The 15,536-nt window shown below is 69.4% G+C and carries 15 protein-coding genes and 1 riboswitch; of the genes, 11 read left to right on the top strand and 4 right to left on the bottom strand.

Translation table 11 applies throughout. From position 1 onward, the window contains the following. The first annotated feature begins 9 nt into the window (after positions 1–9). The 4 genes from ACQ7HM_RS02905 to ACQ7HM_RS02890 are packed head-to-tail and all read left to right on the top strand — an operon-like array spanning position 10 to position 3,332. Positions 10–423, top strand: coding sequence for a rhodanese-like domain-containing protein (locus ACQ7HM_RS02905; protein WP_434214728.1), 414 nt, complete (start codon positions 10–12; stop codon positions 421–423). A gap of 30 nt (positions 424–453) precedes the next feature. Continuing rightward, the gene (locus ACQ7HM_RS02900; RefSeq protein WP_434214727.1) at positions 454–1,659 is read left to right on the top strand and encodes an O-succinylhomoserine sulfhydrylase; all 1,206 of its coding nucleotides are present in this window, start codon (positions 454–456) and stop codon (positions 1,657–1,659) included. A 19-nt stretch (positions 1,660–1,678) separates the two neighbouring features. Then, positions 1,679–2,314, top strand: a complete 636-nt coding sequence (locus tag ACQ7HM_RS02895; RefSeq protein WP_434214726.1) for a DedA family protein — start codon at positions 1,679–1,681, stop codon at positions 2,312–2,314. A gap of 19 nt (positions 2,315–2,333) precedes the next feature. Continuing rightward, on the top strand, positions 2,334–3,332 hold the full coding sequence (locus ACQ7HM_RS02890; protein WP_434214725.1) for an acyl-CoA dehydrogenase family protein: 999 nt from the start codon (positions 2,334–2,336) through the stop codon (positions 3,330–3,332). 25 nt (positions 3,333–3,357) lie between these two features. Here the strand turns inward: ACQ7HM_RS02890 and ACQ7HM_RS02885 are convergent, their stop codons facing one another. After that, the gene (locus ACQ7HM_RS02885) at positions 3,358–4,458 is read right to left on the bottom strand and encodes an isochorismate synthase (protein ID WP_434214724.1); all 1,101 of its coding nucleotides are present in this window, start codon (positions 4,456–4,458) and stop codon (positions 3,358–3,360) included. 141 nt (positions 4,459–4,599) lie between these two features. Continuing rightward, positions 4,600–4,716: riboswitch (SAM riboswitch) on the top strand. Positions 4,717–4,755: 39 nt separating this feature from the next. Between ACQ7HM_RS02885 and ACQ7HM_RS02880 the strand changes: the two genes are divergently transcribed. After that, positions 4,756–6,045, top strand: a complete 1,290-nt coding sequence (locus tag ACQ7HM_RS02880; RefSeq protein ID WP_434214723.1) for an aminotransferase class V-fold PLP-dependent enzyme — start codon at positions 4,756–4,758, stop codon at positions 6,043–6,045. Between the two features lie 119 nt (positions 6,046–6,164). Here the strand turns inward: ACQ7HM_RS02880 and alc are convergent, their stop codons facing one another. Beyond that, positions 6,165–7,169 (bottom strand): allantoicase, encoded by a 1,005-nt coding sequence (gene alc / locus ACQ7HM_RS02875; protein ID WP_434215613.1) that lies wholly within the window; start codon positions 7,167–7,169, stop codon positions 6,165–6,167. Positions 7,170–7,336: 167 nt separating this feature from the next. Between alc and ACQ7HM_RS02870 the strand changes: the two genes are divergently transcribed. After that, entirely contained in the window at positions 7,337–7,912 is a 576-nt protein-coding gene (locus ACQ7HM_RS02870; protein ID WP_434214722.1) for a MarR family winged helix-turn-helix transcriptional regulator, read from the top strand. After that, a complete protein-coding gene (locus ACQ7HM_RS02865) occupies positions 7,909–9,804 on the top strand; it encodes an MDR family MFS transporter (RefSeq protein WP_434214721.1) in 1,896 nt (631 codons plus the stop codon). The genes ACQ7HM_RS02870 and ACQ7HM_RS02865 overlap by 4 nt, the downstream gene beginning before the upstream one ends. A 74-nt stretch (positions 9,805–9,878) precedes the next feature. Here the strand turns inward: ACQ7HM_RS02865 and ACQ7HM_RS02860 are convergent, their stop codons facing one another. Then, a complete protein-coding gene (locus tag ACQ7HM_RS02860; RefSeq protein WP_434214720.1) occupies positions 9,879–10,391 on the bottom strand; it encodes an inorganic diphosphatase in 513 nt (170 codons plus the stop codon). A 183-nt stretch (positions 10,392–10,574) separates the two neighbouring features. Between ACQ7HM_RS02860 and dacB the strand changes: the two genes are divergently transcribed. Genes dacB through tilS form a run of 3 tightly spaced genes read left to right on the top strand, consistent with a single transcriptional unit; the run spans position 10,575 to position 13,935 of the window. Then, complete coding sequence (gene dacB / locus ACQ7HM_RS02855; protein ID WP_434214719.1) at positions 10,575–11,951, top strand: D-alanyl-D-alanine carboxypeptidase/D-alanyl-D-alanine endopeptidase; 1,377 nt, start codon at positions 10,575–10,577, stop codon at positions 11,949–11,951. Further along, a complete protein-coding gene (locus tag ACQ7HM_RS02850) occupies positions 11,948–12,997 on the top strand; it encodes a zinc-dependent metalloprotease (RefSeq protein ID WP_434214718.1) in 1,050 nt (349 codons plus the stop codon). The genes dacB and ACQ7HM_RS02850 overlap by 4 nt, the downstream gene beginning before the upstream one ends. Continuing rightward, complete coding sequence (gene tilS / locus ACQ7HM_RS02845) at positions 12,976–13,935, top strand: tRNA lysidine(34) synthetase TilS (RefSeq protein WP_434214717.1); 960 nt, start codon at positions 12,976–12,978, stop codon at positions 13,933–13,935. The genes ACQ7HM_RS02850 and tilS overlap by 22 nt, the downstream gene beginning before the upstream one ends. A 42-nt stretch (positions 13,936–13,977) precedes the next feature. Here the strand turns inward: tilS and ACQ7HM_RS02840 are convergent, their stop codons facing one another. Then, the gene (locus ACQ7HM_RS02840) at positions 13,978–14,634 is read right to left on the bottom strand and encodes a hypothetical protein (protein ID WP_434214716.1); all 657 of its coding nucleotides are present in this window, start codon (positions 14,632–14,634) and stop codon (positions 13,978–13,980) included. 310 nt (positions 14,635–14,944) lie between these two features. Here ACQ7HM_RS02840 and hpt point away from each other — a divergent pair, with 310 nt between their 5' ends. Continuing rightward, entirely contained in the window at positions 14,945–15,526 is a 582-nt protein-coding gene (gene hpt, locus ACQ7HM_RS02835) for a hypoxanthine phosphoribosyltransferase (protein WP_434214715.1), read from the top strand. Positions 15,527–15,536 lie beyond the last annotated feature (10 nt).

The raw sequence follows: 15,536 nt of genomic DNA, 5'->3' as shown, positions 1-15,536 counted from the left end.
GCTTCTCCGGTGAGCTATGCAGGTGACGTGACCCCCCAGCAGGCCTGGGACATCCTCCGTTCCGATGCCGACGCGGTGCTCGTCGACGTCCGGACCCGTGCCGAGTGGTCCTACGTGGGCATCCCCGAGCTGTCCGAGATCGGCAAGCAGGTCGTGCTGATCGAGTGGGTCGGTTTCCCCGACGGGCAGCGCAACCCGCACTTCGTCGAGCAGTTGCGTGATGCCGGCGTCTCCGACGATCAGCAGGTCCTGTTCCTGTGCCGGTCGGGCCAGCGCTCGGTGGGTGCCGCCGAGGCCGCGACCGCCGACGGGATCGCGCAGGCGTACAACATCTCCGAGGGCTTCGAGGGCGGTCTGGGCCCCGACGGCCAACGCGGCGTCGTGGGCTGGAAGGCCCAGGGCCTGCCGTGGCGCCAGTCGTGACGGGTCGTCGGTCGTGACAGGCGCTCGACGGTGATCGGCGGGGGTTCACCTCTCCCCGAGGGTGTCTCGCCGGAGACCATCGGTGTGCGCGGTGGGTTGATGCGGTCGCAGTTCTCCGAGACCTCGGAGGCGATGTTCCTCAACTCCGGCTACGTCTACTCCTCGGCGGCCGCCGCCGAACGTGCCTTCACCGGTGAGGACGAGCGGTTCGTCTACTCCCGCTACGGCAACCCGACGGTCGCCATGTTCCAGGAACGACTGCGCCTGCTCGAGGGGTCGGAGGCGTGCTTCGCGACCGCCAGCGGCATGGCGGCGGTGTTCGTCTCCCTCGGCGCGCTGCTCAAGGCGGGCGACCGACTCGTGGCCGGACGCAGCCTGTTCGGCTCGTGCTTCGTGGTGTGCAACGAGATCCTGCCCCGCTGGGGTGTCGAGACCGTCTTCGTCGACGGTGAGGACCTCGACCAGTGGGAACAGGCGCTGTCGGTGCCGACGACGGCGGTGTTCTTCGAGACACCGTCGAACCCGATGCAGTCGCTCGTCGACGTCGCGCGGGTGTCGCAGATGGCGCACGCCGCGGGCGCACAGGTGGTGTTGGACAACGTCTTCGCCACGCCGCTGCTGCAGCGCGGTCACGATCTCGGCGCCGACGTCATCGTGTACTCGGGCACCAAACACATCGACGGCCAGGGCCGGGTGATGGGCGGTGCGGTGCTGGGCACCAAGGAGTACATCGACGGGCCCGTGCAGACGCTGATGCGACACACCGGACCGGCGATGAGCCCGTTCAACGCCTGGACGTTGCTCAAGGGCATGGAGACGCTGCGGCTGCGTGTCGACGCATCAGTGGCCTCCGCGTTGCGGATCGCACAGTTCCTTGAGGACGATCCGCGCGTCAAGTGGGTCAAATACCCGTTCCTGCCATCACATCCGCAGTACGAGCTCGCTCGAGAGCAGATGACCGGAGGTGGCACCGTCGTCACCTTCGAGCTCAGCGACCCGTCCGGGATCGGCGGCAAGGCGCGGGCCTTCGAGGTGCTCGACGGGTTGCAGATCATCGACATCTCGAACAATCTGGGCGACTCCAAGTCGCTCATCACCCACCCGGCCACCACCACCCACCGCGCGATGGGACCCGAGGGCAGGGCCGCGATCGGGCTGTCCGACGGCGTCGTTCGCCTGTCGGTGGGCCTCGAGGGTGTCGAGGACCTGCTCGCCGACCTCGACCGGGCTCTGTAGAAGGAATCGGGACCCGGCGATGCAATCGGTTGTCGACTGGGTCATCGGCGTCATCGAGACCACTCCGCCGTGGGTGGTGTACCTCCTGGTGTGGTCGCTGGTCTACACCGAGACCGCGGCACTGCTCGGCCTCATCCTGCCCGGCGAGACCGCGTTGCTCGCCGGGGGTGTCGCGGCCGCGGTGGGAGAGACCAACATCGCCTGGCTCATCGCCGGGGCGTGTGTCGCGGCGATCTGCGGTGACGCAACGGGTTTCACGCTCGGGCGCCACTTCGGTCCGCGGATTAGGGTGTCGCGGCTGGGTCGGCAGATCGGTCCGGGACGCTGGGACCGGGTCGCGCAGGCCGTGCAACGTCGCGGCATCCCGACGGTGATCGGCGCCCGCTGGATCGGGTACGTCCGCACGCTGACCCCGTTCGTCGCGGGCATGTCCCGCATGCCGGTCAAGATCTACCTCGTGGCCAACATCATCGGCGGACTGATCTGGGTCATCTCCGTCGGGGTGATCGGGTACTTCGTCGGTGCGACCGTGGGCGCCCGTCTGCTGCTCTACGGCGCGCTCGTCGTGGGTGTCGCCGCCCTGCTGTTCGTCGGGATCGGCTGGCTGCGCAACCGCCGCCACGCCCGCCGCCTCGCCGAGGCCAAACCCGGCTGACCTGGCTATCATCGCGGGCATGTCGAGCATCGTGAGCGCTGCGCGAGCCGTCACGGAGGCGCGACTCGCCCCGATGGCGGACGAGGTCGATGCCTCGGGCTCGATCCCGTCCTCGCACCTGGCGGCGCTGGCCTCCTCGGGCCTGTTCGGTGCGGCACTCGGGGACGAGTGGTGGCACCTGGCCGAGGTGGCGGAGACCATCATCTCCGGTTGTCTCGCCACGGGTTTCGTGTGGGCGCAGCACCACGGCGTCGCGGTCGCGGTGCGACGGGCCGGGCGTGATGACCTGGCCTCCGCGCTCGCGTCGGGTGAGGTGATCGCCGGTGTCAGCTATGCCGGTCTGGGATCACATGGCGCGACCCTCGCTGCGCGTCGCAGCGAGGCCGGATGGGTCCTGTCCGGGTCGTCGGCGTTCGTGACCGGATGGACGATCATGGGCCTGATCGGCGTCTGGGCTCATGATGAGCAGGCCGACGAGGCTCGCATGTTCCTGATCGAGCGTCCCGACGAGGTCGACGGGATCGTCGCCACCGATCTCGATCTCGTTGCTGCGCAGGCGAGCAACACCGTGACACTCGCTTGGGACGACGTGCACGTCGACGATGCTGCGGAGGTCACCAGCGTTCCCGCGGGCGAGCGACCGCGCAGCGCCAATCTCAGGATCCGGATGAATGCGTCTCTGGCCCTGGGGATCTGTGCGTCTGCACTACGAGAGTTCGATGCGTTGGCCGCGACGAATCCGGAGTTCGCCGAGCGGGCTACGGCGGGCCACCGTGCGCTCATCGGTGTGCGCGATCGTCTCGACACCTCACTGAATGACGCGGAAGCGCTGTATCGACATCGCGCGGAGGCGAACGAACTCGCGATGCGCCTGGCCACGGCGGTCGCGGCAGCAACGGGCAGTCGTTCGGCCCTGGCTCGGTCGACGGCGTCGCGTCTCGTTCGGGAGGCACTGTTCTGTGCGGTGTGCGCCGGACGGCCGGCGATTCGTGACGCGATGCTCACGCGTCTGCTCTGACATCGACGTCGCGCGCGCCGTCCGTTCAGGCCAGAAGGTCGGGACAGCGCAGGGCCCGCAGGACGGTGGCGAACTTGGCGGTGGTCTCGGCGAGTTCGGCGTCGGGATCGGATTGCGCGACAACGCCTCCCCCCGACCACGCGCGGATGGTCCGTCGGTCGGCGGCGATCTCGGCGCAGCGGATGCTGACCATCCACTCGCCGTCGCCGGCGGTGTCGCACCAGCCGACGGCGCCGGCGTAGAAGTCGCGGGGCTCCTCGGTGGCGGTGATGAGATCGCGTGCCGCGGCAGTCGGGGTCCCGCAGATGGCCGGGGTCGGGTGCAGCCGGAGCGCGAGATCCAACGACGTCATCTCCGGCTCGCGCAGCACACCGGAGATGGGCGTCGCGAGATGCCACATCTCGCCCGTGCTCAACAGGATCGGTTCGTCGGGCACCGACAGCGTCGTGCACAGCGGTCGCAGCACCGACGTCAGGTAGTCGACGACGATCCGGTGTTCGTGGCGGTCCTTCGCCGAGTCGAGCAGTGCGGCCGCGCGGGCGGCGTCGATCTCCGGATCACTCGACCGCGGCGCCGACCCCGCATACGGACGGCACGTGACACGGTCACCGGTCTTGTGCACCAATGACTCCGGGCTCGCCCCCACCAGCGTGCGCCCCTCGAAATCGCCGCCCGCGGCCGAGAGATCGACCCGGAAGGCGTTGTGTTCGTGGTTGCCCGCGGCCAATGCCGCCACGACCGCGTCGATGTCGACGGGCTCGGCGGCGAGCATCTCGACGCAGCGGGCGAGCACGACCTTGTCCGCGGCGCCCGAGACGATCGCGTCGATGACGGCGGCCACGCGCGCGACGTGGACATCGGGAGTCGGAACCGTCGCGGTGAGGGAGATCTCGACGGCGTGCGTCAGGGCGGCCCCGGAATCGGGGGCGCGGTGGGTGAGGGTGTCGACGGCCGTCAACGCGTCGGGAGCCGCCTCGTCGAAGGCGAGGGCCCCGACCACGGCGATCGGGGCACCGTCGCGACGGCCCCGGGTGATCGCGGCCACGGCATCGGCGGCGTCGGCGAACCGCGCCACCGGGGTGCCCGCGTGCACCGAACCGTGCGGGCGGGACAGGTGGAAGGACACGACCTCAACGCTACCCGCGGGCGTTGCGATCACCGTGACCGCAATTCCGCCCACGACGCCGGTGTCGGTGGGTCGGCGCGATGTGTCGCGCGCCACAGTCGGATTGACACCGCGTGGCCGGAACGGTCACCCTTCTCGCCAGGTCATGAGTGTCAGCGCACAGCCCCGGCTTGCTGACCGGCAACCCTCCAACCGCGGTGGGGTGCTCCGGGTGACGACCAGGTGCGCGTCCGAGGTGGACGTGTGCAAGCGCGGACTCCGGCGAGACGGAGTCCTCTGACGAGAACGAGGACCACCATGTCTGTCATCGACATCACCCCCGCCGCCGCACTCGCGACGGTCTTCCCCATCGCCGACGTCGTCGGGGCCGACGAGACCGTCGAGTGCGCGGCGGGGCGTGTGCGCTACGTCAACGGCGACTACGCGGCCAGTGCGCCCGCGTTGGCCGCTGTCGCCACCGAGATCGCGGCCGCACTGCCGCAGTACGCCAGCGTCCACCGCGGCGCGGGCCATCTGTCGCAACTCACCACCGCCCGCTACGAGAACGCCCGAACCGTCGTCGGCGATTTCGTGCGGGCGCGCACCGACGACCACGTCGTGTTCACCCGCAACACCACCGATGCGATCAACCTTCTGTCGCGCGCCGTGCCGGGCGACACGGTCGTCCTCGACATCGAGCACCACGCGAACCTGTTGCCGTGGCGGCGTTCCGGGGCGGACACGACGGCGAAGCCGGAGCTGGACCGAAGGTGCCGCGTCGTCACGTGTCGGCCCACTCTCGCCGAGACGCTCGCGGCCCTGACCGACGAACTGCACCGCGCACCGGCCGCGCTGCTGGCGATCACGGGGGCGTCGAACGTGACCGGCGAGGTGCTGCCGCTGTCCCGGTTGGCCGACATCGCCCACGACGCCGGCGCCCGGATCCTCGTCGACGCCGCCCAACTCGCCCCGCATCGCGCGATCACCGTCGCGGGCCACGGCATCGACTACCTCGTGTTCTCCGGGCACAAGCTGTACGCGCCGTTCGGATGCGGCGTGCTCGTCGGTCGTGGCGACTGGCTCGACGCCGCGGAGCCCTACCTCGCCGGCGGTGGAGCGACCGCCGACGTCCCCTCGACCGATGAGTCGGAGGGCGAGAACGAGGTGGCGTGGCGTAGCGGACCCGCGCGGCACGAGGCAGGTACCCCGAACGTGCTGGGCGCCATCGCGATCGCCGCGGCGTGCACCGCGATCACCGACCTCGGGTTCGAGCGGATCGGACTGCACGAGCATGCGCTGCGCACGCGGCTCGAGGAGGCACTCGACGCGATCGACGGTGTGGAGCGTCTGTCGATCTGGTCCGAGCGCCGCGACCGCGTCGGCATCGCCGCCTTCACCGTCGCCGGTCACTCACCGCGCGCGGTGGCCGAATACCTCAACGACGCCCACGGCATCGGGGTACGCGACGGTCGCTTCTGCGCCCACCCGTTGCTGCGCCATCTCGGCCACCCCGAGGGCGCGGTGCGGGTCAGCATCGGCGTCGGCACCGGGTCCGACGACGTCGATCGTCTCGCGGCGGCCCTGCGCGAACTCACCACCCGCGCCTGACCTGACCGTTCGCACGCCCGCGCACCGTTCGCATGCTGCCGACAGCATGCGAACAGTCATCGGACGTGCGACGGGTCAGCATCCATGCGAACGACGCCGATCCGTGCGAAACCAGCCGGTCAGTTCTCGCCGCGCTCCCAGCGGCGGTGCAGGTCGGCGCGTCCGGTGTCGGTGACGGTGCCCGACAGTCGCAACCGCGCCATGCCGCCGTCGGGGTGGATGTCCATGCGCGCCTGCGTCATCGGTCGATCGACGTCGACGGTGAAGCGGTGTCGGGTGTCGGGCTGCAGCGGCGTGCGGGGGAGGATCTCGAACCACTCGCCGTCGACGCCGTCACGTCCGTGCACACTCGCCTCCCCGGGCGCGTTGCCCAGGAACCAGCTGGTGTCGAGTTCGACGAGCGAGACGACACCCTGTGCGGCGAGGTCGATCTCGACCCAGTCGTTGCCGTCGTCGCGACGTCGCGAGGTCTCCCAGCCCTCGCCCATCGACCGCGCGCGGCCGGGCATGAGCAGGTTGTTCGGCGAGCCGTAGAACATGTTCGAGCAGGCGCTGATCCGCGCGCCGTTCTCGAGTGCGGCGAGATCGAAGGGCCCGTGGTCGAGGAACTGCGGATCGGGGACGCCGCGTCCGTGGACACGCAGGCGGGCGACACCGCCGTCGGGATAGATCGACAGCCGCACGTGGGTGAACCGGTCGCGGGAGGTGACCTCGAACGGGTTGGCCGAGTCCCCGGCGACCGGTTGGCGCTCGACGATGGTCTGCCACTCCGCATCGACGACCTCGTGGGCCGGCGGGAAGCCGGTGACGACGGCGGCCTCCACCGACACGGTCGGCGGGTAGTTGCCCACGAACCAGGAGGTGTCCACGACGACGCCGTGGATGACGCCGGGTACGCCGAGCCGCACGACGGCCCGATCGACCGCGGAGGCGTCGTCCGGCGCGAACCCGCCGGGGCGGCGTCGTCGTGTCTCCCACCCGTCGTAGATCTGACCCACGTGCCCGAAGGTCGCAGGCCGGTACTCCGACGCCGCCGGGACGATCAGGTTCTCCGCCTCGGCGAACAGGGCGTCGGTGCTGGCGACGACGGCGCCGCCGAGGCTGCGCAGGGCGAGATCGGGCATCGCGGTGAACGCGGCACGGGAATCGGGGGCGGGGGAGTCGGTCACGAGGGACCAGATTACTTCTCGACCACCAGGCGCCGGTCGGGGAGTTTGCGCGCTCGGCCGGCCGTGGGCATACTTGCATCGTTCAAGTAGTTGCGGCATGAAACTCTTTCGAGGTGAGAAGTATGTCCCGTCCGGAGAACGTGGACGAGCTCATCGCGGTGCTCGGCCGGTGGGCCCGTATCCGCGAGCGACTCGTCGTCACCAAGCTCAGGACACCCGACGGCACGGTGGAGACCGCGGCGTTCCAGTGCCTGTTCGAGCTCGCCGTCGGTCCACTGCGCTCCGGTGAACTCGCCGAGCGGTTGTTCGCCGACCCCTCCACGGTCAGCAGGCACATCGCGTCGCTCGTCGGTCTGGGGTACGTGCGGCGGGAGGCGGACTCCCGCGACGGCCGCGCCACGATCCTGGTCCTCACCGACTCCGGGCGTCGCCAGGTCGAGGCGGTCCGAACGCACCGGATGCACGGGATGGATTCGATGCTCGGCGACTTCTCCGACTCCGACATCGGGAATCTCGCGACCCTCATGACGCGTTTCGTCGATGCGGCAGAACACTTCGCAGGTCGGGTCGATGATGATCACATCATCACCGTGGGTTCACACGCCGACGCCCCGACGCACAGCACCACCGATTCCGACATTCACGACACGACAGACGATCTCGCTGCACGGTCACGACACGAAAAGGCATCACGATGAGTCACGACGCAGCCATCTCCGGCGCCACGCCGAAGGCGGGCGCAGCCGACGCCACCGATCCCGGTGGCCTGAGCCATCGTCAGATCCTCACCATCATGGGTGGACTGATGATCGGCATGTTCCTCGCCGCGCTCGACCAGACGATCGTCTCCACCGCGATCCGCACGATCGCCGACGACCTCCAGGGGTATTCACTGCAGGCGTGGGTCACCACCGCCTACCTGATCACCTCCACGATCGTCACCCCGCTCTACGGCAAGCTCTCCGACATGTACGGCCGCAAGCCGTTCTTCATGACCGCGATCACGCTGTTCATCATCGGTTCGCTGCTGTGTTCCACGGCCACCTCGATGTACGAACTCGCGGGATACCGCGCCCTGCAGGGACTCGGCGCCGGTGGTCTGTTCTCGTTGGCGCTGACCATCATCGGCGACATCGTGCCGCCGCGGGAACGTGCCAAGTACCAGGGCTACTTCCTCGCCGTCTTCGGTACCTCCAGCGTGCTCGGCCCGGTGCTCGGTGGCCTGTTCGCCGGCCAGGACAGCATCCTGTTCATCACCGGCTGGCGTTGGGTGTTCCTCGTCAACGTGCCGATCGGTCTCATCGCGCTCGTCGTGGTGTTCAAGGTCCTCGACTACAACCAGATCAAGGGTGAGCGTCGCCGGCTGGACTGGTGGGGCGCACTGGCTCTCGCCATCGGCGTGGTGCCGCTGCTGATCGCCGCCGAGCAGGGTCGCGAATGGGGTTGGGGCGACTACAAGACCGTCGTCTGCTACATCATCGGTGTCGTCGGCATCGCCGCGTTCATCTCGGTCGAGAAGGCCATGGGCGAGGCCGCCATCATCCCGTTGCGGGTCTTCAAGAACCGCATCTTCAGCCAGGGCATCGTCATCTCGGTGGTCATCGGTGCCGTCATGTTCGGCGCGATCTCGATTCTCCCGCAGTACTTCCAGGTGATCCGCGGGTCGAGCCCGACCGTCGCCGGCCTGCAGCTGCTGCCGATGGTGGTCGGCCTCATGAGCGCGTCCATCATCTCCGGTCAGACGATCTCGCGGACCGGTCGCTACAAGATCTTCCCGATGATCGGCGTCGTGCTGATCACGGTGGTCACCTTCCTGATGCACTACGTCAGCGTCGAGACACCGCTGTGGCTGGTCATGGTGATGGCGTTCTTCCTCGGCTTCGGTCTCGGCAACCTGATGCAGCCGCTGACCCTGGCGATGCAGAACGTGTTGCCCGCCAAGGACATGGGCATCTCGACGTCGTCGGCGACGTTCTTCCGTCAGATCGGCGGCACGCTCGGTGTGGCCGTGTTCTTCTCGGTGCTGTTCTCGGCCATGGGGCCGAACATCTCCGACCAGATCGAGAAGGCGGCGCCGTCGGCGGAGTTCCGTCAGGGCATCACGCAGGCCGCCGCCAGTTCCGACCCGTCGGTCGCGCAGTTCGGTCAGGGCCTCGCGTCGGGCAACGCAGGCGCCTCGGGTGGTGTCCTCAACGACACCTCGATCATCGCCAAGCTGCCGGGTGCGATCGCCGCGCCCATCAAGGACGGCTTCGCCGATTCGATGGACCTGGTGTTCCTGTCGGTGTCGCTGATGTCGATCATCGCGCTGATCGCGGTGTTCACCTGGAAAGAGGTGCCACTGCGCTCGGGTTCCGGATCGCAGGCCGCCGCACAGGATCTCGCCGACGCCAAGGCGGTCGACGACGATTCCGGGCCGGTCGAGGTATCACCGGCCGCGTCGGTGGCCGCCGCGACACCGGCCGTCGACCACGGTCGCCACGAGGCGAACACCGGTGGCCCGGGCCGTCACGAGGTGGGCCGTGCGCCGGGTGCGGACAACGTGCCGCCCCTGGGCGGGACCGATCACTCCGGTCGACACGAGGCCTGAGCGACCACACCCTCACACGACACGACCCCGGCGGTGCGTCACCGCCGGGGTCGTGTCGTATGTGCCGAACGCCGTCAGCCGCGCGAGGGATCGTTCGCGTGGTCGGGTGCGTCGGCGAGACGCGCGATCGCCTCCTCGGCGATCTTCTCGGCGTCGGCCCGACCGGTCCAGCCACCGGGGGTGACCTCCTTGCCCGGCTCGAGGTCCTTGTAGTGCTCGAAGAAGTGGGAGATGGCGTCGAGCTCGTACTTCGAGACGTCGCCGATGTCCTGGATGTGATCCCAGCGGACGTCCTTGGCGGGCACGGCGAGCAGCTTGTCGTCGCCGCCGGCCTCATCCGACATCCGGTACATGCCGACGATGCGTGAACGCACGATCACACCGGGGTAGACCGATTCGGGCAGCAGCACGAGCGCGTCGAGCGGGTCGCCGTCCTCACCCAGGGTGTTGTCGATGTAGCCGTAGTCCGCGGGGTAGCCGAACGCGGTGTAGAGGTAGCGATCGAGGTAGACCTTGCCGGTCTCGTGATCGACCTCGTACTTGTTGCGTGCGCCCTTGGGGATCTCGATGGTGACGTCGAACTCCACGACTGGTGTCCTCTCCGGTGGGGATCGCCGGTCGGTTCCGGCGGATTGCGCTGCGCGCGGACCCCGGCCCACTGTGGACCGGCGTCTGCAAACGTCGACAACGATACTGTTGGTCGCAGGTGTGGCGAGGGCGGGATCGGCCGCGGGGAGCGGTGCCGACCGCGAGATGCGATGAGGAGTTGTGTGAACGCACGAGCGGGCAGGCGCGGCAACGTCTGGTGGACGGTGATCCCGCTGCTGGCCGTGGTGGTCGTCGCAGCGGTGGTCGTCGTGGTCGCGCTGTCGGTCGACTCCGGCGAGACCACGTCGTCCGCCGACGTCCCGACGCGCCCCGCGCTGGTCACGGTCGCGCCCGTGGTGGTGCCGGTCGCGGCGAACGCCCCCGAACCCACCGGCGCCGGTATCACCGCGCAGATCGCGTCGGCCGCGTCCGACCCGGCCCTCGGTGACCTCGGCGGCCAGATCTCCGATGCACTCACCGGCCAGGTCCTGTGGTCGGCGTCGCCACAGCGGTCGTTCATCCCCGCCTCCACCACGAAGGTCCTCACCGCGGCCGCCGCACTGCTCACCCTGCCGCTCGACAAGCAGATCACCACCTCGGTCGTGGTGGGCTCGGGCGGTCAGGTGGTGCTCGTCGGCGGCGGCGACCCGACGTTGTCGGTGCAGCCCGACGGCACCCCCAGTTTCTTCACCGACGCCGCACGCATCGCCGACCTCGCCGCCCAGGTCCAGCGCTCCGGCGTCCGGGTCACCTCGGTCGCCGTGGACACCAGCCTGTACACCGGGACGTCGTTCGCGCCGTCCTGGGAGACCGCCGACATCGCCGGCGGCAGCATCGCGCCGATCGAGTCGGTGATGGCCGATTCGGGCCGCATCGACCCGACCGCGCTGTACTCGCCGCGCAGCGCGACGCCCGCCCTCGCCGCCGGCAAGGCGTTGGCCGACGATCTCGGCGTGCCGAGCAGCGCGGTCACCGAGGCGACCGCCCCGGCCGGTGCGCGCCAGATCGCGTCGGTGCGATCGGCGCCGCTCGAGACCCGCCTGCGTGACATGCTCGTCGACTCCGACGACGTCCTCGCCGAGACCATCGCCATCGAGGTCGCCCAGGCCACCGGCGGTCAGTCGAGCCTCGACGGCGGCGTCGCGGCGGTGCAGTCGACGCTGGCCTCGGCCGGACTCGACACCGCCGGGGTCTCGCTGAGCGACACCAACGGACTGTCGGTCCGCGACCGGCTCTCCGCCGCGGTGCTCGACGGCATCCTGCGCGCGGCGGCCGGCAGCGGCAACGAGAAGCTGCGACCGCTCGTCGAGATGCTCCCCATCTCCGGCGCCACCGGCACGCTGGCCGACCGTTTCGGCAACGGCGCCCGGTCGGGTGCCGGGTGGATCAAGGCCAAGACCGGCAGCCTCACCGACGTGAACACCCTCGCCGGCATCGTCCAGACCCGGGAGAACCGCGTGCTCACCTTCGCCCTGCTGTCCAACGGGACCGACGCGAACCGGGCCCGCCCGGCCCTCGACGCCGTCGTGACCCGCCTGCGTGACTGCGGGTGCCGATGACCACCCCCGAGTCGTCACCCGGCGCGCAGATCGACTGGGGCGTGGCCGCGGGGATCGGTCGCCGCATCGCCCGCCCCGGCCCGCTGACCACGCGCTACACCCTCGAGGCGGCACGGTCGGAGCTCGCCTCGGCCGCCGTTGCCGCCGAGAGCCCGGTGCGCGAAGTGACCGGCCTCGCCGACGGACTGCCCGTCCCGGCCGCGTCGGTGCTCGACCGCGGTCAGTGGATCGACGCCGCCGCCCGATCGATGTCGTCGATGCTCGGCGGTGGGCAGCCCGGATCGCCGGGCGGCCTGAACATCACCGGCCGTCTCGGCGGGGTGCAGGCCGGTGGTCTGCTCGCGCTGCTGTCGGGGGCGATCCTGGGCCAGTACGACCCGTTCTCCCCGGACCCGCGCACCGGCGACGACGGTGTGCTGATGTTGGTGACACCCAACATCATCGCCGTCGAACGGTCGCTGAAGGTGGTGCCGTCGGACTTCCGGCTGTGGGTGTGTCTGCACGAGGTCACCCACCGGGTCCAGTTCTCGGCCAACCCGTGGCTGCGCGGCTACATGCTCGACAACATCGCGCTCATCAGCGCCGACAACGGTGAGTCGGGCGGCGAGATGGTCGCGCGGATCTCGGCGGCCCTCAAGTCTGAGAAGCCCAGGGAGAAGGGTGTTCTCGGTGCGATGCAGCTGCTACAGACGCCCGAGCAATACGACGCCTTCACCCGCCTGATGATGCTGGGGACCCTCCTCGAGGGACACGCCGATCACGTGATGGACGCCGTCGGCCCGGGGCACGTGCCCACCGTGGAACGCATCCGCGCGGCCTTCGACCAACGACGCAAACGCCCGCAGAACCCGCTGCAGAAGCTGCTGCGTTCGCTCATCGGCATGGATGCCAAACTGGCGCAGTACATCCGGGGCAAGGCGTTCACCGACGAGGTCGTCGCGACGGTCGGCATGGCGCGCTTCAACGCGATCTGGACCGGGCCGGACACCATGCCGCTCCCCGACGAGATCGACGAGCCGAGACGATGGATCGACCGGGTCCTGTGAGCCCGGTCCGCGAGATCGCCGGTGCCGTCACCGATCTCGCGGACAGCCACCCGATCGGCGACGAGGTCTGTGTCGGTCTCTCCGGTGGCGCCGACTCCCTGGCGCTGACCGCGGGCGCGGTCCGAGCGGGTCTGACCGTCACCGCACTCGTCGTCGATCATGGGCTGCAGCGCGATTCGCGTGTGGCGGCCGATCGTGCCGCCGAGCAGGCGCGAGCGCTCGGCGCTCGGGCGCGGGTGATCGGGGTGTCGGTGCCCGATCGTGGCGGTCCCGAGGGTGCGGCACGGCGCGCCCGCTACGACGCTCTCGACGCCGAACGCGACGGCCTGCCGGTGCTGGTGGCGCACACCCTCGACGATCAGGCCGAGACGGTGCTGCTCGGCCTCGGACGCGGTTCGGGCCCCCGCTCGATCGCGGGCATGGTCGCCTGGGCATCGCCCTGGGGTCGTCCGCTCCTCGGCGTCCGCCGCTCGACCACGCACGCCGCCTGCGCCGAACTCGGCGTCGACCCGTGGCACGACCCCCACAACACCGATCCGCGCTTCGTCCGCGCGCGACTACGCGCCGAGGTGCTACCGCTGCTCGAGGACATCCTCGGCGGCGGAGTCGCCCCCGCGCTGGCGCGCACCGCACGCCGCCTCCGCGAGGACGCCGAGGTGCTCGACGCGCTCGCCGCCGACGTCGAGTCGGGTGACGGGGACGGTCTCGACCGCGCGGTGCTCGCCGCACTGCCCGCGGCGATCCGACGCCGGGTGGTGCGCCGATGGATCATCGCCGTCGGCGCGACCGAACCCACCGAACGACTCATCCTGGCCGTCGACGACCTCGTGTTCGACCCACGGCCGCATGTCTCGGTCGCCATCGGCGGGGACAGCGACCATCGGCTCAGCGTCGTGGCCGACGGTATGGAACTGACTGTGACGAAAACACCCCGCTGACCATCTCAGTTCAGCGGGGTGTTCGTTCGACGAGCAGTGGTGTCAGCGCGTCGGAGCAGGCCTAGGAGCCGGCTTCGGCGGAACGAACGGCGAGCGGATCGTCTTGAAGTACTCGTTGATGTTGCCGATCAAGACGGGGCCGCCGGCGCTGATGGTGCCGAGCGTTCCCCCGATGCCCGCACCGACCACAGCGCCGGACAAGCAGGGGATTGGCGGCAGCGGAATCACGACGCTGGCGACGCATCCGACCCCGGCGCCGATGATCGTTCCGACGAGCGCTCCCACGCCGGTCGCGACACCGAGATTGTCGGCCAGCGTCGACAGCGCCTGGTCGTCGCGCTGCTTGCGGGTGCGCGGCGGATCGGTGAAGTAGGTGTTCGCCTCGATCCGCCCGACCTGCGGGGTGAGGGTGGCGGTCCGGCCCTGGATTGACGTCTTGACCGGAGTCGACACGTTGTTCAGCACGAGGGTCAGCGGAACGGTGCGCGCGACTCGGCCGCGCGCATCGAGGACCTCGAGGTCCTGGTCGCGGGTGCGGAGGGATCCGCTGACCGCGGTGAGCGAGACCGACTGCTTCGCGATCGCGACGTTGACGGTGGGCGCGGCCGCGGGGGCTGCCGACGCCTGGGCGCCGGTGGTGAGGCCGGCCACCGTGGTGACGGCCACCGCTGCGGAGACGAGTGCGGGTTTGATCTTCATGGACGTGCAATCCGTTCACTTGTCGAGCGTTCGGTCGACACGTGTTCCGGTGTCGATCTCGCGTTCTCTCCGTGGGGGTTTCTCGCGAAAGCAGCGTTGCTGTGCGTTCGTCCGGGGTGTCGGAGAAATTCGATATTAGCCGCAGCAAATCCACGTTGTCGTACCAACCCGAATTTTGCTCGTGATCATCTCGTGATGGGCAGCTTATCCACTATCCGGCCTCGTCTGCAGTCCGCACAGCGTGACGTGACAAGCTGACTGTCGAACGCGCAGCGGCGAAGAGCGCGTCGACGGCGAGAGGGTAGATGCGGTGACCGAGAATCGTGACCGTTACGGGAGCGACCCCTACGGCGACGACATCGAGGCCGTGGTGATCAGCGAGGCGCAGATCGCCGAGCGCACCCACGAGCTGGCGCAGGCGATCGCCGCCCGGTACCCCGACTCCGACGACGACCTCGTCCTCATCGGAGTCCTCAAGGGCGCGATCATGTTCATGACCGACTTCGCGCGAGCCCTGCCGATCCCGTCGCAGATGGAGTTCATGGCCGTGAGCTCCTACGGCTCGGCGACGTCGTCGTCGGGTGTGGTGCGCATCCTCAAGGACCTCGACCGCGACATCGCCGGCCGCGACGTGCTCATCGTCGAGGACATCATCGATTCCGGCCTCACCCTGTCGTGGCTGCTGAAGAACCTCAGCGCGCGGCACCCGAAGTCGATCGCGGTGTGCACGCTGCTCCGCAAACCCGACGCCGTGCGCCGCGACGTCGACATCGCCGAGGTCGGCTTCGACATCCCGAACGAGTTCGTCGTCGGGTACGGACTCGACTACGCCGAGCGCTACCGCGACCTGCCCTACATCGGCCGGTTGAACCCGAACGTCTACCAGGGCTGAGTGGGCACGG

This window comes from Williamsia sp. MIQD14 (genome assembly GCF_051025635.1).
Classification (GTDB): domain Bacteria; phylum Actinomycetota; class Actinomycetes; order Mycobacteriales; family Mycobacteriaceae; genus Williamsia_A.
This window is presented reverse-complemented; position numbering and strand designations above follow the sequence as displayed.